At 52.5% G+C, this 18,962-nt stretch carries 19 protein-coding genes and 1 other annotated feature (1 of these 20 cut by a window edge); of the genes, 14 read left to right on the forward strand and 5 right to left on the reverse strand.

Going from position 1 to position 18,962, the window contains the following annotated elements; genetic code table 11:
• Positions 1-40: 40 nt before the first annotated feature.
• A complete protein-coding gene (locus NST23_RS11900; RefSeq protein ID WP_122963628.1) occupies positions 41-475 on the forward strand; it encodes a peptidylprolyl isomerase in 435 nt (144 codons plus the stop codon).
• Between the two features lie 149 nt (positions 476-624).
• Here NST23_RS11900 and NST23_RS11905 read toward each other — a convergent pair whose 3' ends face one another.
• Positions 625-1,284, reverse strand: coding sequence for a hypothetical protein (locus tag NST23_RS11905; RefSeq protein WP_217021762.1), 660 nt, complete (start codon positions 1,282-1,284; stop codon positions 625-627).
• Positions 1,285-1,595: 311 nt separating this feature from the next.
• Here NST23_RS11905 and NST23_RS11910 point away from each other — a divergent pair, with 311 nt between their 5' ends.
• From NST23_RS11910 to NST23_RS11970, 13 genes are all read left to right on the forward strand, one after another.
• Positions 1,596-2,264, forward strand: coding sequence for a site-2 protease family protein (locus tag NST23_RS11910; protein ID WP_173595788.1), 669 nt, complete (start codon positions 1,596-1,598; stop codon positions 2,262-2,264).
• Positions 2,265-2,284: 20 nt separating this feature from the next.
• A complete protein-coding gene (locus NST23_RS11915; RefSeq protein WP_122963625.1) occupies positions 2,285-3,046 on the forward strand; it encodes a segregation/condensation protein A in 762 nt (253 codons plus the stop codon).
• Complete coding sequence (scpB, locus tag NST23_RS11920; RefSeq protein WP_063226896.1) at positions 3,036-3,620, forward strand: SMC-Scp complex subunit ScpB; 585 nt, start codon at positions 3,036-3,038, stop codon at positions 3,618-3,620. The genes NST23_RS11915 and scpB overlap by 11 nt, the downstream gene beginning before the upstream one ends.
• Positions 3,621-3,717: 97 nt before the next feature.
• Positions 3,718-4,890 (forward strand): D-alanyl-D-alanine carboxypeptidase family protein, encoded by a 1,173-nt coding sequence (locus tag NST23_RS11925; protein WP_280648297.1) that lies wholly within the window; start codon positions 3,718-3,720, stop codon positions 4,888-4,890.
• Positions 4,883-5,473: a nucleoside recognition domain-containing protein gene (locus NST23_RS11930; protein WP_173595790.1), complete on the forward strand. Its 591-nt coding sequence runs from the start codon at positions 4,883-4,885 to the stop codon at positions 5,471-5,473. Before NST23_RS11925 ends, NST23_RS11930 begins: the two co-directional genes overlap by 8 nt.
• A gap of 11 nt (positions 5,474-5,484) precedes the next feature.
• Positions 5,485-6,018 carry a spore maturation protein gene (locus NST23_RS11935; protein WP_122963622.1) on the forward strand — a complete coding sequence of 178 codons (534 nt, stop codon included), beginning with the start codon at positions 5,485-5,487 and terminating at the stop codon, positions 6,016-6,018.
• A gap of 114 nt (positions 6,019-6,132) precedes the next feature.
• The gene (locus tag NST23_RS11940; RefSeq protein ID WP_242771766.1) at positions 6,133-6,882 is read left to right on the forward strand and encodes a pseudouridine synthase; all 750 of its coding nucleotides are present in this window, start codon (positions 6,133-6,135) and stop codon (positions 6,880-6,882) included.
• A 109-nt stretch (positions 6,883-6,991) separates the two neighbouring features.
• Complete coding sequence (resA, locus tag NST23_RS11945; RefSeq protein WP_122963620.1) at positions 6,992-7,519, forward strand: thiol-disulfide oxidoreductase ResA; 528 nt, start codon at positions 6,992-6,994, stop codon at positions 7,517-7,519.
• Between the two features lie 8 nt (positions 7,520-7,527).
• Entirely contained in the window at positions 7,528-9,156 is a 1,629-nt protein-coding gene (resB, locus tag NST23_RS11950) for a cytochrome c biogenesis protein ResB (RefSeq protein ID WP_274875230.1), read from the forward strand.
• Between the two features lie 23 nt (positions 9,157-9,179).
• Positions 9,180-10,409 (forward strand): cytochrome c biogenesis protein CcsA, encoded by a 1,230-nt coding sequence (gene ccsA / locus NST23_RS11955; RefSeq protein ID WP_122963618.1) that lies wholly within the window; start codon positions 9,180-9,182, stop codon positions 10,407-10,409.
• An 89-nt stretch (positions 10,410-10,498) separates the two neighbouring features.
• Complete coding sequence (locus NST23_RS11960; protein WP_012686105.1) at positions 10,499-11,215, forward strand: response regulator transcription factor; 717 nt, start codon at positions 10,499-10,501, stop codon at positions 11,213-11,215.
• Positions 11,216-13,006, forward strand: a complete 1,791-nt coding sequence (locus NST23_RS11965; RefSeq protein WP_340963718.1) for an ATP-binding protein — start codon at positions 11,216-11,218, stop codon at positions 13,004-13,006. It begins immediately after the preceding gene.
• Between the two features lie 15 nt (positions 13,007-13,021).
• Complete coding sequence (locus tag NST23_RS11970) at positions 13,022-14,161, forward strand: HAD family hydrolase (protein WP_340963720.1); 1,140 nt, start codon at positions 13,022-13,024, stop codon at positions 14,159-14,161.
• Positions 14,162-14,294: 133 nt separating this feature from the next.
• Here NST23_RS11970 and NST23_RS11975 read toward each other — a convergent pair whose 3' ends face one another.
• The 4 genes from NST23_RS11975 to NST23_RS11990 all read right to left on the reverse strand — a co-directional run bounded on the left by NST23_RS11975 (position 14,295) and on the right by NST23_RS11990 (position 18,731).
• Positions 14,295-14,570: a hypothetical protein gene (locus tag NST23_RS11975; protein ID WP_122963615.1), complete on the reverse strand. Its 276-nt coding sequence runs from the start codon at positions 14,568-14,570 to the stop codon at positions 14,295-14,297.
• A gap of 12 nt (positions 14,571-14,582) precedes the next feature.
• Positions 14,583-15,866, reverse strand: a complete 1,284-nt coding sequence (locus tag NST23_RS11980) for an ArsB/NhaD family transporter (protein WP_173598784.1) — start codon at positions 15,864-15,866, stop codon at positions 14,583-14,585.
• Between the two features lie 134 nt (positions 15,867-16,000).
• Entirely contained in the window at positions 16,001-17,584 is a 1,584-nt protein-coding gene (gene serA, locus NST23_RS11985) for a phosphoglycerate dehydrogenase (RefSeq protein WP_122963613.1), read from the reverse strand.
• On the reverse strand, positions 17,577-18,731 hold the full coding sequence (locus NST23_RS11990; protein WP_274875232.1) for a pyridoxal-phosphate-dependent aminotransferase family protein: 1,155 nt from the start codon (positions 18,729-18,731) through the stop codon (positions 17,577-17,579). Before NST23_RS11990 ends, serA begins: the two co-directional genes overlap by 8 nt.
• A 67-nt stretch (positions 18,732-18,798) precedes the next feature.
• Positions 18,799-18,962, reverse strand: a binding site (T-box leader); it runs 86 nt beyond the window's last position.

Below are 18,962 nucleotides of genomic sequence, written 5' to 3' on the forward strand. Positions count from 1 at the left end.
AAATAGGAGCGTTAACTTTACAAGGTCTGGAGGCTCATCCATGAAAAAAGCGCACATCACCATGGAAAATGGTAATCAAATCGAGCTGGAGCTGTTCGATCAAGAAGCTCCGGGAACTGTCGGCAACTTTGAAAAGCTGGCAAACGAAGGCTTCTACAACGGCCTGTCTTTCCACCGTGTCATCCCTGGCTTCGTAGCACAAGGCGGTTGCCCATACGGAACAGGCACTGGCGGCCCTGGTTACACTATCAAATGTGAAACCAAAGGAAACCCGCACAAACATCAACGCGGTGCCCTCTCGATGGCGCACGCAGGAAAAGACACAGGCGGAAGCCAGTTCTTCATCTGCTACGACGCGTTCCCTCACCTCGATGGCGTACATACTGTATTTGGCCGCGTGACTTCCGGTTTGGAGCATGTTGACGCGATCAAGCAAGGGGATAAAATGAAAGAAGTTAAGGTGCTGGGAGAGTAGGGCTTACAGGCACTAAAAGACACTAGCATGACAGCTAGTGTCTTTTTATATGTCCTGAGGGTTAAAGTGAAAAAGACATGAGAGCATTATACATAATGCAACACTAGCCGAAGAAATACATGAAAAAAGAAAGACGCAAGGGGTGCTTGTTATTGAGATTCATTTGATATTTGGTTCATTTTTTGCTTAGCCCATTTCACTCTGCTTGGCAACGCCAGCGTATATTCGAGTACTCCCATGACTATTAATCCACTTATGAATGTAGGCATAGCATACAGATGAATAAGTTTATCTCCAATGGAAAACCAATTAGGATAAACAATTACTAATTCAAAAATTGCCAACATAATTGCATTGACAATGAAAATGGCAGCTTTAGTGTCTTTTAGATACTGCTGACTCTTCTTTTTAATAATTGCTGGGATGGAATAGATACTAGTAGTAATTACAATAAGCACAATTAGAGACGAGACTTCTCCTATATCTCCTTTTAAGACTACCTTTAATGTGTTAAATACCGCTCCGCTAAGTGTTAACCCTAAAAACAAGCAAAAGGCAGAATGATAGAAGAGCAACAATAGAAATCTTGTAAAGCGAAGTAATGGTGTTTTTGTGGGGATTTTTACAAGTAATTTTGTGTAAAATACAACATATAAAACTAGTGCAACAAATACAAGAATTGCCTCTGTTGAATCACCAGCCACAGCTTTAATAACAGCATAAACAATGGAAATGACTGTTAGCGCCATGATTATTGAACTTATTGCTAGCATCACAAGCATCGATTTAGGTTCTTGTTCTTTGCTCATACAACCCCTCCAGCTTTCAATCTTACAGAACAATTTAATAAAATATAGAAAAAATGGCAAGTAGTAGAGAAGTGAAATGGGTTAAATTTGCTGGGAATCGAAAGAGTTTGGAAGAAGAAAGTTACTTTTTGATGATGAAGCGCCGAGTGATGGTAGGGTACATCTCGACTGGCTCACAGCCCTCAGCGTCAAATTTCAAGAGACTTGTAAGCCTATCCATCTGCTGGTATCCTAGAAGGTAGACGATTTTTTGCCGAGCAAAGCTTAGGGAATGGCGCTGGGCTTTTTGCGAAGCTGTTAAGGGGGAACCAATGGATCTATTTCATTTTGATTGGAAAACGGTACCGTTTCGCATGATTGCATTCGTTATCGCTTTCAGCTTGCACGAATGGGCGCACGCCTTTGTCGCCTGGAAACTGGGCGACAATACCGCCAAAAACGAGGGCCGCTTAACGATAAATCCGATCCCGCACATCGATCCGTTCGGGTTGATTCTCATTTTGTTTGGACCGTTCGGCTGGGCCAAGCCTGTGCCGATCAATCCGCTGCAATTTCGCGGGAACAAGCGACTCGGTATCGTGTATGTGTCGGCAGCGGGGCCGTTGATCAACCTGGTGTTGGCGATTCTGTTCTGTATTGTTTACATACTTACACGTTATTACGGCGTGATGGACGGAATGAGCGAAAAAGCTGCATTCGCACTGAAAACAACACTGGAATACTGTGTCTTCATCAATGTGGGCTTGTTTGTGTTCAACCTGCTGCCAGTTCCCCCGCTCGACGGGTATAAGATTTTGCGCTTCCTGTCTCCGCGCAGATGGGATGGAGCCTTTTACAATTTCGAAATCTATGGTCCTTGGTTGTTGCTTCTGCTGATTTTCATCCCGGGTGTTAGCGCAACCATTTTCGGTATACCTATGGGATTAATGGTGATGTGGGTGCAAAAAGTTGCCGGAAGCATCATCAGCGTGTTCATTTAAAGGAAACGAGGGGACGTCTTTTGGCCTACAGCATCAAACTTGATTCATTTGAAGGGCCCCTTGACCTTTTGCTTCATCTGATCGACAAGGCAGAAGTAGACATTTACGACATTCCGATTGCGGAAATTACCGAGCAATACCTCGCGACGATCGATCGCATGCAGGAGCTGCAACTCGATGTGGCCAGCGAGTTTGTCGTGATGGCGGCGACCCTGCTTTCCATCAAAAGCAAAATGCTTTTGCCGCGAAAAGAAGAGCACGTGTTCCAGCCTTTTCTCGACATGGACGTCGACGAGGTCGATCCGCGGGAAGAGCTGGTGGCGCGACTGTTGGAATACAAGCGCTACAAGTTGCTGGCTGAGCAACTGCGCGAGATGGAGATCGGCCGTAACCAGGTGTTTACCCGCCCTGCGGAAAATTTGGCTCCGTATGCGCGCGAGGAAGATACGACCGTCAAAAACGTGACGTTGTACGATCTGGTCAATGCGCTGGAAAAACTCGTGCAAAAAGCGAAAGACAAGGAACCGATGACAAAGGTTTCCCGCGATGAAATCTCCATCAAGGACCGGATGACGCAGATTCGCCAGCTGGTTCGCGTCGGAGGGGGCATGGTGCGCTTCTCTCAGCTTTTTGCCCAGGGAGCGACCCGCTCGGAAATCGTCACGACGTTTCTCGCTTTGCTGGAGCTGATGAAGGCAAAGCATATTACGTGTGTGCAAAATCAACTGTTTCAAGACATCATGATCTGTGATGCGGAAGGAGCCCACAACGATGGACTATGACAAGCTCAAAGGCGTGATCGAAGGCTTGCTGTTCATCTCGGGAGATGAAGGAATCGATGCCAAGGAGATTAGTGAAATCGTCGAGGTATCGGAAGAAGAGGTCGTTGACTTGATCGAGGACATGAAAGCGGACTTTCGCCGGGCAGGGCGCGGCGTGCAAATCGTCGAAGTGGCCAAAGCGTATCAGTTGACGACCTTGCCCGAGCATGTTCCTTATTTCGAGCGACTAGCCACTTCGCCTGGGCAATCGACGCTGTCCCAGGCAGCACTGGAGACGCTTGCCATCATTGCCTACAAGCAGCCGTTGACGCGCTCGGAAATCGAAGAAATACGCGGTGTAAAATGCGAAAAGGCACTCAATACGCTTTTGTCGAAACAGTTGATTCGCGAAGCGGGGAGAGCCGAAGGGATTGGACGCCCGATTTTGTACGCGACCACCAAAGAGTTTCTCGAGCATTTCGGACTGCGCGAAATTGCCGATCTACCCGAACCGCCTGTCAACCTGGATATCGAGGAAGTCCGCATGGAAGCCTCTGCTCTTTTTGGCAGACAGGAAGAAAAAGCAAACGATTAGTCGCTCCGGACAGTTTTTCGTACTACCGCCCGACTCGTCCCCATATATATGTACAAACCTGTGTATCGTTGTACTTTTGGGGATGGGGAGGACGTGTATGAACGTACGAAAACTTCTGTCCGGCGGACTCGTCGTTTTTCTTTTTATACAGCTATTGCTGGCTGGGCCACCCGCAGCACAGGCGCAAACGGCGCAGCCAAGCCTCTCGGCCGAAGGCGCTGCCTTGATTGATGTGGCGAGCGGGCGGATTCTGTATTCGAAAAACGGCACGAAAAAGATGCGGATCGCCAGCCTGACGAAGACGATGACGGCGATTGTCGCCATTGAGATGGGGAAGCTCGACGACCAGGTGACCGTACCGCCAGAAGCTGTCGGGGTCGAAGGCTCGTCCATCTACTTGAAGCGATCCGAAAAGCTGACGTTGGAAGAGCTGCTCTACGGTCTCATGCTGCGCTCAGGCAATGATGCTGCCGTTACGATTGCCACCCACATTGGCGGCTCGGTTCCGGGCTTCACTTATATGATGAACGAAAAGGCAGCCATGATCGGAATGGAGCATACGAATTTTACTAACCCGCACGGACTGGATGACAGCAACCAGCACTATTCTACGGCCGAAGATATGGCGAAGCTGTCCGCCTATGCTTTGCGCAATCCGGTTTTTCGGCAAATTGTTTCCACCAAGGTCAAAGACATCTCCTGGGAAGGGGAGCAGTGGGACAGACGGCTGCTCAACAAAAACAAGATGCTGCATCTGTACAACGGAGCAGACGGGGTGAAAACAGGCTACACGAAGCTGGCGAAGCGTTGTCTCGCCGCCTCGGCTACCCGCGAAGGAAGACAGCTCGCGACCATCACTTTAAATGCTTCGGACGACTGGAATGATTCTGCAAAGCTTTTGGACTACGGCTTTGCCAACTTTCCGGTCAAGCAGTTGGTCGGTGAAGGCCAGGACATCCAGCCAGAAACTCCGGTTACGATGGAAGCGGGCGCCCATTTGGTGACACAAAACGCTTTTCGCTACCCGCTCCAGTCTGCGGAAGAGGCAGCGATCAAACAACGCGTTGTGATGGGACAGTCGACAATCACCCCCCAGATGGAAGGGCAGCTCGTCGGTTTCTTGCAGGTGTACATGAAGGAAAACATGATCGGACAGGTGCCGCTCGTCGTGCGCGCCGACGCTCCGACGGCAAGTCAGCCTGCGGGCGGTGAGCACTTGTTCTGGAAGCAGTTCTGGGACATTGTGGCAGGGGGGCTGTGGCGTGCTTAATGTCATCTGGCTCGCTTTGATCGTCATCTCAATCGTCGTCGCCGCCTTCACAGGTCGCATGGAGGCAATCAACGCGGCAGCTTTTGAAGGCGCGAAGACAGGCGTCACCGTATGCTTCGGCTTGCTCAGCGTCCTCGCCTTTTGGCTGGGCATTATGCGCGTAGCGGAAAAATCCGGGTTGCTTGCGCTGTTGTCCAAAGCGCTGTCTCCGCTTATTCAGCTGCTGTTTCCCGATGTGCCAAAAGGCCATCCAGCCATGGGCTATATTTTGTCGAACATGAGTGCCAATCTGCTCGGTCTTGGCAATGCCGCAACGCCGATGGGGCTGAAAGCGATGGAGGAATTGCAGAAGCTGAATCCAGACAAGCAAAAAGCTTCCCCGGCGATGTGCACGCTGCTGGCGATCAACACGGCGAGCATCACGATCATTCCGACAACCATGATTGCGATTCGCATGCAGTACGGCTCCGTCAATCCGGTGGAGATTGTCGGGACGACGCTCGTCTCTTCCTTTGCGGCAACGATCGTGGCCTTGTTGATTGATCGCTGGTATCGCTATCGTCACTTACGACGTCACAATTAGGGGGAAACCGTATGTATCAATGGGTATCCCTGATCTCGCTCTGGGCGATTCCCGTTACGATTGCGTTTGTCCTCTTGTACGGATGGCGCCGACAAGTTCCTGTATACGAGACATTTGTCGAGGGAGCAAAAGGCGGGCTTTCGACGACGATTCGCATTTTGCCCCATCTGATTGCGATGATGGTGGCGGTCAGCATGTTCCGCGAGTCTGGGGCACTTGACATGCTGTTGCGCGGCATAAAGCCTGTGCTAGACTTTCTCCACTTTCCCGAGGAGCTGGTGCCGCTCGCTCTGTTGCGTCCGCTCACCGGGACGGGGTCGCTTGCCATCGCTACCGATTTGATCGCGCAGTACGGGCCGGACTCGTTTTTCGGAAGACTGGCGGCTACGATGCAAGGGAGTACGGACACGACCTTGTACGTCCTGACTGTTTATTTTGGGGCTGTCGGCATTCGCAACTCCGGCTACGCCTTGAAGGTCGGGCTATGGTCTGATCTGGCGGGGGTCATTTTCTCCTTGCTGATCGTCTCGTACGTTTTTTCCTGAACGCAAGAATTGTCAAATACGCAGGGAAAACTTCCTCGAAACATGGGGAAGTTTTTCCCTTTTTCTTGTCCACACTGGTAAGAATGGGTATGATGTTGTAGAGGTGATCCAACGATGGAACGATTGCAAAAGGTATTGGCGCATGCTGGAGTCGCCTCTCGCCGGCATTGTGAGGAATTGATCGCACAGGGACATGTGCAGGTAAACGGCAAGGTTGTTCACGAGCAGGGAATCAAGGTCGACCCTGCGACAGACAAGATTACGGTAAAAGGCCGGGAAATCGTGCTGGAGCAGCACGTCTACTATTTGCTGTACAAGCCGACAGGTGTGATTACGAGCGCAAGCGACCCTCAAGGGCGCAAAGTGGTCACGGAACTGCTCGCGGGGGTAAAAGAACGCGTCTATCCGGTAGGACGGCTTGACTACGACACATCCGGCTTGCTGCTGTTGACCAATGACGGCGATCTGGCCAACAAGCTTGCCCACCCGAGCTACGAAATCGACAAAGTATACCGCGCCTGGGTAAAAGGCGTACCTAGCCAGGACAAGCTGAAAAAGCTCGCAACGGGCATTCTCCTGGAAGATGGCATGACTTCGCCGGGGGCGTCCAAATTGCTCAAAACCGAGCAAGGGAACGCCAAGGCGCTGATCGAGCTGACGATTCACGAAGGACGCAATCGCCAGGTGCGGCGAATGTGCGCGGCGATCGGGCATCCGGTACTCACGCTGGAGCGTGTTCGCTTAGGATTTTTGACGCTGGAAGGACTGCGCGCAGGCCAGTTTCGAGCGCTGAGCAAGCAGGAAGTAGACAAGCTGAAGCAAGGATTGGTGCAAAACAGACGGAGCAAAGGGCCAAAAGCGTGATTCGTTCAAAATCTGTTCATAAGTTATGCGCTGGCGGAAAATCTAGGAACGCTATAATAGAATGGATAATGCTTGCAATTTACAAGTAGTAGATGGGAGTATGGGCATCATGAACAAAACCAACCGTACATATGTCAGGGTCGCGGTACTGGGTCTTTTGCTTGTCGCTCTGGTTTTTGCTCTCTATTCCAGCTTCGTGAAGGACCCGAATGCTGTCAAAGTAGGGGGCGATGCTCCGAATTTCAGTTTGGAGCAGCTGAACGGACCAGAACTGGCGCTTGACGATTTGAAAGGGAAGGGCGTCGTGCTCAATTTCTGGGGCACATGGTGCGAGCCCTGTAAAAAGGAAATGCCGGCCTTGCAGGAGCAGTACAACAAGTTCAAGGACAAAGGACTGGTTGTCGTCGGTGTGAACATTGGAGAAGCTCCCGTTGCCGTAGAGCCGTTTGTGAAGCAGTTCGGTGTCGACTTCCCGATTTTGCTGGATCGCCAATCGCAAATTACGAAGTTGTACCGGATCGGTCCTATTCCTACGACGTTTTTTATTGCGCCGGATGGAGAAGTGAAGGAGATTTTCATCGGGCAACTAAATGAAGCAATGATTGCGGACAAAATGTCCAAAATCTTGCCCAAGTGAGGAGCATTATGGATCAGCGAAAATGTGAATGTGGGCACACGAATCCGGTAGGGACGCTGCTCTGTGAGTCGTGCGGGAAGCCGTTGAACGTCGAAGTATACGAGCAGACGGCATTTCCTGACATGCGCTACGAAGGGATGGCACGGCGTTCCCAGACGTATACGAAAAAATGGATTGACCGGATCTGGAATTATTTTTCCTCGGTCAAAATTGCAATCGGTATCATTATCGTCATTCTGGTTGCTTCGGCGGTCGGAACGATCTTCCCGCAGCAGCAATACATCCCCGTTCCGGTTCCGACAGAAGCGGATGTGGCGCGATTCTACACGGATACATACGGAGTGCTCGGGACGGTTTACTACGGACTTGGCTTTCACAATCTGTACTCTTCCTGGTGGTTCGTGACTCTGCTCGTGCTTTTGGGAACATCGCTTGTCATCTGTAGTCTCGACCGGGTCATTCCGCTCTACAAGGCGCTCAGCAAACCGCGTCTCAATCAGCACAAGTCCTTTTTGAAGGGGCAAAAGCTGTTTGCCGAAGGAGAGCTTGCCCCGGATGTCGATCAGGCCGAGCTTTTGGACAGCTCCGCACTGGCTCTGAAGAAAAAAGGGTACCGGATTTTCCGGGCAGAGCGTGCGATCATGGCGGAAAAAGGCCGCTTCAGCCGTTGGGGGCCTTATGTGAACCACATCGGTCTGATTCTGTTTCTGATCGGCGTACTCATGCGCAACATTCCGGGATTTTACATGGACGAGTTTGTGTGGGTGCGGGAAGGGCAGACGGTCGCGATACCGGATACGCCTTATTACATAAAAAGCGAAAACTACCATACCGAGTATTGGTCGGAAGAAGAGATGCCAGCAAAGCTGGAGCTGAATGGAGGCGTCATTCCAAAAAGCTTCCAGACGGACGCCATCCTGTACGTAAACAAAAATGCAGAAGTGCCGGGGAAAAAGCCTGATTTGATCGAAGTGCAGAAAGGCCCTATTATCGTGAACCATCCGATGATGGAGGGGGACCTCGCGATTTATCAGTCTGGCGTTCAGGAAATGCAGCTTGGCGCTCTCAATTTTGTGCTGGTCGATGTGAAACAAGGGAACAAGGAACTTGGGCCAATCAAGATTGACTTGTACAATCCGGCGGCGGAGCAAGAGATTGCGGCGGGCATCAAAGTGCGCGTTCTGGATTACTTCCCGGATTTCATCATGGGCAAAGACGGCAAGCCTGCTACGCAAACCAATTTGCCGAAAAATCCGATGGTCGCACTGGAAATTGCGGACGAGTCCACGAACCAGAACGAGAAGCTGGTCTACCTGCAAGGTTCGGTTTTGACGCAAAAATCCGATGGCCGCTTCGGGCTGGTTTTCAAAAAGCCTGATCTGATCGATATTTCCGGTTTGAACGTACGGATCGACAAAGCTGTGCCGCTCATCTACTTCGGAGCCTTCATTTTTATGATCGGGGTCGTAATGGGCTTCTTCTGGCAGCACCGTCGGGTCTGGGTGCAGACGCAGGAAGGAACGGTTCTTCTGGCAGCGCATACAAACAAAAACTGGTTCGGGCTTCGCAGGGAGGTCGACGGACTGGTGGAACAGCTCAAGCTTCCTGTAACGGTTGAAGAAAAAACGAAGGCGTAAAGCTCCAAGGGGGTACACTCGACGTGCAGCTCATACAATTGAGTGACTGGTTACTAGATATCGCGTTTTTGCTGTACGTAATCTCTTCGATTGTGTTTGTCGTAGCGATGACGGGGAAAAACTGGGCGGGACGCGATCCAAAGCAACATGAACAACGTTATGGCAGGATCGCGTACTGGCTCGCGGTGGTTGGCTTTTTGGCGCAGACGGGCTATGTCGTGGCTCGCTGGGTTGGGGGAGGACACAGCCCGACGAGCAACATGTTTGAGTTCATGGCCTTTTTGGATTACTGTATTATCCTGGCCTATTTGATCATTTACCGGATTTACAAGCTGAACGTAATCGGGGCGTTTGTGCTTCCGCTCGGGGTCATCATGCTGGCGTATTCGTACGTCTTCCCGAAAGAGGTAACCCCGCTGATTCCTTCGCTGCAAAGCTACTGGCTGCACATTCACGTGACGACAGCAGCGCTCGGGGAAGGGATTTTGGCAGTCGGTTTCGCAGCCGGGCTGATGTATTTGATCCGCACTGTGCCGCAGCACGTATCGGCACGCAGCACCAAGTGGCTGGAATTTGTACTCGCGGTTGTTTTGATGCTTGTCGGATTCATTTTGATGGAATCGACCTTTGCGAGAATGGATCACAAGACGATTTTTGAAATGAACAAAGAGCAGATGAACCCGGTCGGGACGATGGAAAAAGTGCGGGTAGAATACACGATGCCTGCGATTGTCGCTCCTGCCGATTCCAAAATCGTGCAAGCCGGACCGATGAATCCGTGGTTTGCTGCACCGAGCTGGATGGAAGGAAAAGACGCTGCCCGCAAACTGAATACGATGCTGTGGTCGGTCATCACGGGTGTGATTTTGTACGGCGGACTGCGCCTGATTTTCCGCAAGCGTCTGGGTGCTTTGATCCAGCCTTCTGTAGAAGGAATCGAGCCGGATTTGCTGGATGAGATCAGCTACCGGGCGATCAGCATCGGCTATCCTGTCTTCACGCTCGGTGCTTTGATTTTCGCCATGATCTGGGCACAGGAAGCATGGGGACGATTCTGGGGCTGGGACCCGAAAGAGGTATGGGCATTGATCGTCTGGCTGTTTTACAGCGCGTACCTCCATCTGCGCCTTTCGCGCGGGTGGATCGGCGCGAAATCGGCCTGGATGTCTGTCATCGGATTCGTTATCATTTTAATTACGCTGGTCGTGGTCAACCTGGTCATTGCCGGTTTGCACTCCTATGCAGGCGTGTAACATACCCCTTCAAAAAGCTGGTGATTTTGCCAGCTTTTTGGACTATATTCAAATGAGTACGATAACATGAGGCCAAGAGGTGTTTTTGAATGGAAAAAATGGCACGAATTTTGGTAGTAGACGATGAGGAGCGTATCCGCCGCTTGCTTAAAATGTATCTGGAAAGAGAGAACTTTCTGATTGACGAGGCTGACAACGGCGAGCAAGCAGTAGAAATGGCTGTTGGCAGCGATTACGATATTATTTTGCTCGACTTGATGCTTCCCGGGATGGACGGGATTGAGGTATGCCAGCGCGTGCGCGAGTTCAAGGCGACTCCGATCATCATGCTGACGGCAAAAGGCGAAGAGACAAACCGCGTCCATGGCTTTGAAGCAGGCGTGGATGACTACGTGGTCAAGCCGTTCAGCCCGCGAGAGGTCATGTATCGGGTAAAGGCGATTTTGCGTCGTTCCTCCGCTACCGCCTACCTCAAGACGGAGACGTTCAACAGCCATTCTGTGCTCGTCTTCCCTGAACTGACGATTGACCACGACGCGCACAAAGTCATTGCGAGCGGACAGGAAGTCAGCCTGACGCCGAAAGAGTACGAGCTGTTGCACTATCTCGCTTTGTCGCCGGACAAAGTGTTCACGCGCGAAGAACTGCTCAAAGACGTGTGGCACTACGAATTTTTCGGTGATTTGCGCACGGTGGATACGCACATCAAGCGTCTGCGCGAAAAATTGAACCGGGTTTCTCCGCAAGCGGCCAACATGATCGCCACTGTCTGGGGAGTCGGCTACAAGCTTGAGGTGCCGAAATAAGTGGACGTTATTTTTCGCAGCGTTGTCGGAAAGCTATGGATGACGATTATTGCTTTGTTTGCACTCGTTTTGACGATATTCAGCCTGTTGCTGGTGCAGTCTTTTGACAGCTTCTACAGCAACCGCCAGACGAAAAATCTGCAAGAGTTGGCGGAAGGGCTGTCGACAGGACTGGCGGCCAGCACCGACAAGCGCGGGGCGCTGGAGATGGCTTCGACGTTTAGTCTCGTTCACCATACCGGAATGCTGGTCTTGAACGACCAAGGCCAGGTGATTGGCAAAAGCGAAGGAACGGGCCTGCCGAACATTCCGGTTGAGCAACTGTTGAAAGACCAGACTTTACACCTGGCTGATGCATTGGCTGGCAAGCATCCCGCTCCGCAACGCATTTATTTGCAGGTGGCCTCGAACAACCCGAACGATCACATGAGCAGCGTGCAAATGCTCGCAGTCGCCGTCCCGCTTGAGGAAAGCCCTGGCAAGCAAGGGGCGGTCGTGATGTACCAGGCCATCGAAGACTTTGATGATACCGTAAACGAAGTGAGATTTTTAATTTTTGTCGTCGGAGTTATCGCCTTCGTTGCTACCACCGTGTTTGCTTTCTTCCTGTCGTCGCGGATTACGATTCCGCTGCGGCAAATGAAAGAGACGGCCCATCGGATCGCGGAAGGCGATTTCCATGCGGAAGTTCCGATTAAAACCGCGGATGAGACAGGTGAGCTGGCCGCATCGTTCAATACGATGGCGAGCAAGCTGAACCAGCTGGTCGATGCCTTGTCCAAAGAAAAGGAACAGTTGGCAAGCGTATTGCGCTCGATGGTGGACGGGGTTGTCATGATCGACGCGAACGGGAAGGTTGCGGTGACGAACCCGCCAGCCGAACGCTTTTTGCGGGACTGGGAATATGAACACCAGGACGAGCCTGTGCCGTTGTTTACGTTTTACCAGCAGGTGGTGCAGACAGGGCAGGAGGTCATCGAGGACATTCCTGTCCAAGGGCGCATTTGGGCGTTGGTGATGGTGCCGCTGAATGACCGGGAACAAATCCGCGGGGCGGTTGCGGTGTTGCGCGATATTACCCAGGAGCGCAAGCTGGACAAAATGCGCAACGACTTTGTCGCCAATGTTTCGCACGAGCTGCGTACACCGCTGTCGATGCTGCAAGGCTACAGCGAAGCGATCGTCGACGATATTGCAACGTCGCCTGAAGAGCACAAAGAGCTGGCGCAGATCATTTACGACGAGTCCGTGCGCATGACGAAGCTGGTCAACGAGCTGCTCAGTCTGGCGCGGATGGAAGCGGGACACGTGGAGCTGTTCCAGGAAATGCTGGAGCTGCGCCCGTACATGGAGCGAATCCACCGCAAGTTTACCGGGTTGGCCCGGGAACGCGGAATTACGCTGTTGCTGGAAGTAACGACGACACACACCGATGTGAATATCGATCCGGATCGGATGGAGCAGGTGCTTACCAACCTGATCGACAACGCGCTCAGACACACGCCAAGCGGCGGCAGTGTCACGATTCGCGCTCGCGGAGACAAGACTTTGCTGATCGAGGTCAGCGATACGGGCAGCGGCATCCCGCAAGAGGACTTGCCGTTTGTGTTCGAGCGGTTTTACAAAGCCGACAAGGCGCGTACGCGCGGGCGAGTCGGCGGCACAGGTCTGGGCCTGGCGATTGCGAGAAACATCGTCGAGGCACATGGAGGTACGATTGGCGTGCAAAGCAAATTGGGAGAGGGCACGACATTTACGATTGCCTTGGCGTTGCAGGCGAAAAATAAATAGGAGTGTAGAGAGAAAATGATCAAAACGATCTTGTTTGATGTGGATGGGGTTATGCTCAGCGAAGAACGCTATTTCGATGCTTCCGCTCTCACGGTTTGGGAGCTTTTGTTCAGCCCGCAGTATGCCGGTTTGCAAGGCGAGTCGTTTCATCCGGCGCCAGCGGAAGCGGTTATCCGACGCGTTCGCGAGCAAGTGTTTGTGCAGGATGAAGTGCTGAACTTCATCAAATCTCGTGGCATCAACTCAAACTGGGATATGGTCTTTCTCGCTGTTTCCTACCAGTTGGTCCGATTGATCGAAAGGCTTGTGCCGCATGTGCCGGAAGCGGCAAGTTTGCTTGCTGACGAGCTTGGACGGCAAGAGCTTGCCCGTCTGCGGCAGTGGGCAAACGACTACACTCCTGATTTTGCAGTCGATTACGCAGCAATTCTCCCTGATTTCGCCAAAAGCTCAGCGCAAAAGGCGGATTTGCTGCTGTATGTGAATCAATTGGCAAAAGAGTGCTGCGGGGTCGAGACGGACAAGTTTTCGGCAAACTGCGCGCTGTGGCAGCTAGTGCAGGAAACGTTTCAAGAATGGTACCTTGGCGATGAGCGCGTAGCGGCTTCCATTGGCCGTGAGACGATGCAGCCAGGCAAGAAAGGTTTTTTGACCGACGAGATTCCCATTGTTCCCCCGACAGAGATGGCGGAGCTGTTCCGCGTGTTGAATGAGCGCGGGTACACATTGGGAATTGGCACGGGGCGTCCGACGATTGAGACGCATGTCCCGCTGCGGGCGATGAACCTGCTGGAATGGTTTGATCCGAATCGGGTTGTGACAGCCTCGCATGTTCTCGAAGCAGAAGAGGCACACCCCGACTATGTGCCCTTGTCCAAGCCGCATCCTTTTTCGTACGTAAAAGGCTTGCTCGGTCTGGAGACGCCGCATAGCGATGTGCTTCGTCATCCTCTGCCGATCGAGAATGGAGAGGAAGTATTGGTAGTGGGAGATTCCCTGGCCGATCTGCTGGCGGCGCGCTCCATGGGCTGCCAGTTCGCCGCCACGCTGACGGGATTGTCTGGTCAAAAGGCGCGCAGCAAGTTTGCGGAAGAAAAGGCCGACTACATTTTGGATGACATTCGCGATCTGCTGACGGTCTTGAACGAAAAGTAAATAAGGATGGCTGAGACGGTTTGGCGTAAGCAAGTTGTAACATTGCTCTCTCAACAATCATCCAAAAGGTTCCCATAGAAAAAGACTCCACCGTACTTCATCCCGGTGGAGTCTTTTTGCCATTGCTCAGGAATCAAGCCCAGCGCAACGATGTTAGGCATTGAAAGCGGAAGGCGTGGATGAGAAACGCGTTTTTCATATCCTCACGAACGATAGCTTCATAAGTGCCGTCCTCCCGCGAGTAAAACATGACATCGGTATAATCGCGGTTCTCATCGAAAAACTGGCGAACCTGCTTTAGCCGCGCTCGCATTTCTTCCGATTTTACTTCGATGACATAAGTCGTATCCTGCTGCGAGGCACGTTCCTGAATACTGATCATTTTTTCATCAAATGTGTATTGGAGCAAGCATAGCCCTCCTCACCAAATAAAATAGCGCAAGTAGACGTACAAATGCGAGACGACGATCGACATGATCATCAGCGGGAAAGCCACCTTCATGAAGCTGACAAAGCCGATGTGATGGCCTTCCTTGGCTGCCAGCCCTGCGACGATGACGTTGGCGCTGGCTCCGATGAGCGTTCCGTTTCCACCGAGGCAGGCGCCGAGAGCAAGGCTCCACCAAAGCGGCTCCAGGTTGGTGATGCCCAAAGCGCCCATTTCTTTGATCATCGGGATCATCGTGGCGACAAACGGGATGTTGTCGACAAAAGCGGAGGCAATGGCGCTCATCCACAAAATCAGCAGGGAGGTCTTCAACGAATCGCCGCCTGTCAGCTGGATCGCCTGACTCGCCAGCTTGGCAATCACGCCTGTTTCCACCAGCCCCGACACGAGGACAAACAAGCCGATGAAAAAGAAGATCGTATTCCACTCCACTTTGCTGATCGCTTCCTCCAAGTAATGCTCTCCGGTGATGAGGAGAAGCAGGAAAGCGCCAGTGAGCGCAATCGTGGCCGATTCGAGATGGAGCGCGCCGTGCAGCATGAAGCCGACAATCGTCAGAGCCATTACCGTCAGCGATTTTTTCAGCAAGACCGAATCCGTGATTTCGTCGCGCTCATTGAGCTGCATGATTCGCGCACTCAACTCAGGCGACGTATGTAGTTGCTTGCGATAAATGAACACGAGACACAAGATCGTCAGCGCCATGATGATGACAATGACCGGGCTTAAATTGACGAGAAACGCCATGAAATCCAGTTCTGGAACCGAACTGCCGATCATGATATTGGGCGGGTCACCAATCAATGTCGCTGTACCACCCGCGTTCGATGCGATAATTTCGCTGATCAAAAACGGGATCGGATTCAGTTCCAGCTGTCTGGCGATGCTGAAAGTAACCGGAACGATCAGCAGCACGGTTGTCACGTTGTCCAAAAAGGCGGAAGCAACAGCCGTGATGATGCTCAAGTACACGAGGATGCGAACGGGCTTGCCTTTTGCCAGCTTGGCGGCGCGAATCGCCACGTATTTGAACACCCCGGTTTTAGCCGTCACCGTCACGAGGATCATCATCCCGATCAACAGGCCCAACGTGTTGAAATCAATGTGATGTATCGCTTGCTCCTGCGAGACGATGCCAAACAGAACCATCAAAATCCCGCCGCATATGGCGACGATCGTCCTGTGCAATTTTTCGCTGATAATAAATGCGTAGGTAACTAAAAAGATGCCGATGGCGAACAACGCCTGGTTCGTCATAAGAAACTCCTTTCTTGGTGTAAAATCATCTCGTCCCATTATAGCGCTAACAAAAATAAGGGTAAAGGAAAAGACCCGGCAGATGAATAGCCAGGTCTTTTTGGCGATCAGAAGCAAAAGGGGAGGGCCCCTGTCTACAGTTCGATTTGCGTAACGCTTTTCACTTCAGCCAGCTCGCCCATCGTATCGAGCAGCTCAGGCGTAAGCGGCTTGTCAACGGAGAGCATCATAATCGCATCTCCGCCAATGTCGCGGCGGCCCACTTGCATCGTTGCGATGTTCACGCTGTTTTCGCCCAAAATGGAACCGACGCGTCCGATTACACCAGGGCGGTCGTTGTGGTGAATGTAGAGCAAGTAGCCTTCTGGAGCCACGTCGATCGCAAAGTCGTCGATTTTGACGATGCGCGCGCCGTATCCGTTGAGGCGCGTACCAGCAACGGTGCGAGTTTCCTGCGTCGTTTTCAGGCTGACGGTCAGCAGGTTGGTAAAGCCTTTGTTTTGCGCCGTTTTTTGCTCCGTAACGGTGATGTCCCGGACTTTTGCCAGAAGCGGTGCATTCACGTAGTTTGCAACCTCGCCCAGACGGAAGGACAAAACGCCTTTCAAGACGGTGCGGGTCAGCGGCGAAGTATCCACATCGGTCAGCTCGCCGCTGTACTTGATCGCGACCTCGGAGATCGAGCCAACCGTGACTTGTGCGAGGAAATGCCCCAGCTTTTCGCCCAGTTGGAAGTACGGTTGCACCTTTTCCATGACGTGCGCAGGGATGGACGGCAAGTTCACCGCGTTTTTGAACGGCTCGCCGCGCAGCACCTTCAAGATTTCTTCGGACACATCGACCGCCACGTTTTCTTGCGCTTCGACTGTCGATGCTCCCAGGTGAGGAGTGGTAACGACTTGCGGCAAACCTACGAGCGGGTTGTCTACTGGCGGCTCTTCCTCAAACACGTCCAGGGCGGCTCCGGCAACTTTGCCGCTTGTGATCGCTTCGTACAGCGCCTTTTCGTCGATGATCCCGCCGCGTGCGCAGTTGATCAGGCGGACGCCTTCTTTCATTTTGGCAAATTCGCGCGTGCTGATGATGTGGCGGGTTTCTTTTGTCAATGGGGTATGCACCGTGATGAAATCTGCTTGACGGCAAATGTCATCGACAGTGGCATGGATGACGCCCATTTTTTGCGCGCGTTCCTCGGTCATGAACGGGTCGAAGCCCATGACGCTCATGCCGAATGCTTTGGCGCGCTTGGCAACTTCAGAACCGATCCGGCCCATTCCGACTACGCCGAGCACTTTTTTGTTCAGCTCGACCCCTTGGAAGCTTTTGCGATCCCATGTTCCGTCCACGAGTTTTTTGTGTGCTTGCGGGATGTTGCGGGCGACTGCCATCAGCATGGCAAAGGAATGCTCCGCCGTAGAAATCGTATTGCCGTCCGGGGCATTGATGACCGGAATACCAGCTTGCGTAGCTGCGGCGATATCGATGTTGTCTACGCCGACCCCGGCGCGTCCTACCGCCTTCAAATTTTTTCCGGCCTGGAGAACTTCCGCTGTCACTTGTGTCTGGCTGCGGACGAGCAAAGCGTCGTAATCGCCGATGATTTCCAAAAGCTCGGCAGGGGAGAGGCTGGTTTTGCGGACGACTTCCACGTCCTCGGCGTCCAGCAATTGTTGAATACCAAATTCGCTAAGTGGGTCAGTAATCAGAACTTTATACATGTGCGATGAGCACCTCCTGGGCAGCTTTGACACCGGCACCCAGCTCGACTGGGGCACCGATTTGGTGAAGCGACATTTCAATGGCAGAGATCACTTGCAGAACGTCGAGCGGTTCGCAGTAGCCCATGTGTCCGATGCGGAAAATTTTCCCCTTCATGTGCTGTTGTCCGCCAGCGATGGTGATGTTGTACTGCTTCGTCAATACTTTGCGCAGCGCCTCCGCGTCAAAAGCGCCTTGTGGGTCGCAGGAGGTGACGGTGGCAGCGGCATAGGCGTCTTCGGCCATCAGGTTGACGTTCAGTGCGCGCATGGCAGCGCGGGTCATGTCGCGCATCAGCTCGTGGCGCTTGATGATTGCAGGCAGCCCTTCCTCATCGAGTATATCGAGTACCTCGGCCAGACCAAAAATCAGGGAAACGGCCGGAGTGTACGGTGTTGTCTGATCGGCGAGGCTTTTCCGGTACGCTTTCAGGTCGAGGTAGAAAGCGAGCGGCTTGTTTGCCTCAATGACTTTCCAGGCTCGTTCGCTTGCAGCGAGGAAGGCGAGACCTGTCGGCAGCATGAACGCTTTTTGCGAGCCCGTTACGAGGATGTCGACGCCCCAGGCATCCATTTCGCAAGCCACTGCGCCCAGGCAGCTGACTGCATCTACGATAAACAGGGCATCGGAATGAGTGCGGATCGTTTTCGCCAGCTCGGCAATCGGATTTTGCACCCCGGTAGAAGTCTCACAGTACGTTGCGAAAACAGCTTTTACTTGCGGCTTTTCTTTGAGAAAAGCTTCGACCAGCTCCGGTGTAACAGCTTCGCCCCACGGTACTTCCAGGCGGTGGGCAATCACGCCGTAACGCTCGCATATTTTCGCAAAGCGTTCGCCGAAAGCGCCGCTGATGAGCACGGCAGCTTCATCTCCGGGTTGCAGCGTGTTGACCACGCCTGTCTCCAGCGCGCTGGTTCCGCTGCCTGCGAGGATGTACACGTCTTGGGTCGTGCCGAAATAAGGTTTCAGTCTTTCCGCCGTGCGTGCGAACAGAGCAGAGAATTTGCCGCTGCGGTGTCCAATCATCGGCTGGCTCATCGCCAACTGCACGCGAGGGGGGATGGGGGTAGGGCCTGGAATGCGCAAAATCAATTTGTCAGTGAACATGTCTCTCTCCTCCTAAATAAATCAATAAAAAAACCTCCCGTTCTCACACTGCTCCTATTACAGAACAGTGAGGGACGAGAGGCTTGCTTCGCGGTGCCACCCTCATTCGCTCTTCTTTTCTCAAAAAAGAGCCTTGGCAGGTACATGACCTGTAGAGATAACGGATCTACCGTTCGCGCCTACTTGTGACGACTTCATCGCCTGTTCGACGCAGCAGCTCAGAAGTGCTTA

Source organism: Brevibacillus sp. FSL K6-0770, from assembly GCF_038000275.1.
Lineage (GTDB): Bacteria > Bacillota > Bacilli > Brevibacillales > Brevibacillaceae > Brevibacillus > Brevibacillus parabrevis.

What these genes read in the sequence shown, in the direction of transcription:
- NST23_RS11900 (WP_122963628.1), top strand. Translation starts at nt 41, where the DNA reads ATGAAAAAAGCGCACATCACCATGGAAAATGGTAATCAAATCGAGCTG.
- NST23_RS11905 (WP_217021762.1), bottom strand. Translation starts at nt 1,284, where the DNA reads ATGAGCAAAGAACAAGAACCTAAATCGATGCTTGTGATGCTAGCAATA.
- NST23_RS11910 (WP_173595788.1), top strand. Translation starts at nt 1,596, where the DNA reads ATGGATCTATTTCATTTTGATTGGAAAACGGTACCGTTTCGCATGATT.
- scpB (WP_063226896.1), top strand. Translation starts at nt 3,036, where the DNA reads ATGGACTATGACAAGCTCAAAGGCGTGATCGAAGGCTTGCTGTTCATC.
- NST23_RS11925 (WP_280648297.1), top strand. Translation starts at nt 3,718, where the DNA reads ATGAACGTACGAAAACTTCTGTCCGGCGGACTCGTCGTTTTTCTTTTT.
- NST23_RS11935 (WP_122963622.1), top strand. Translation starts at nt 5,485, where the DNA reads ATGTATCAATGGGTATCCCTGATCTCGCTCTGGGCGATTCCCGTTACG.
- NST23_RS11940 (WP_242771766.1), top strand. Translation starts at nt 6,133, where the DNA reads ATGGAACGATTGCAAAAGGTATTGGCGCATGCTGGAGTCGCCTCTCGC.
- resA (WP_122963620.1), top strand. Translation starts at nt 6,992, where the DNA reads ATGAACAAAACCAACCGTACATATGTCAGGGTCGCGGTACTGGGTCTT.
- resB (WP_274875230.1), top strand. Translation starts at nt 7,528, where the DNA reads ATGGATCAGCGAAAATGTGAATGTGGGCACACGAATCCGGTAGGGACG.
- NST23_RS11960 (WP_012686105.1), top strand. Translation starts at nt 10,499, where the DNA reads ATGGAAAAAATGGCACGAATTTTGGTAGTAGACGATGAGGAGCGTATC.
- NST23_RS11970 (WP_340963720.1), top strand. Translation starts at nt 13,022, where the DNA reads ATGATCAAAACGATCTTGTTTGATGTGGATGGGGTTATGCTCAGCGAA.
- NST23_RS11980 (WP_173598784.1), bottom strand. Translation starts at nt 15,866, where the DNA reads ATGACGAACCAGGCGTTGTTCGCCATCGGCATCTTTTTAGTTACCTAC.
- serA (WP_122963613.1), bottom strand. Translation starts at nt 17,584, where the DNA reads ATGTATAAAGTTCTGATTACTGACCCACTTAGCGAATTTGGTATTCAA.
- NST23_RS11990 (WP_274875232.1), bottom strand. Translation starts at nt 18,731, where the DNA reads ATGTTCACTGACAAATTGATTTTGCGCATTCCAGGCCCTACCCCCATC.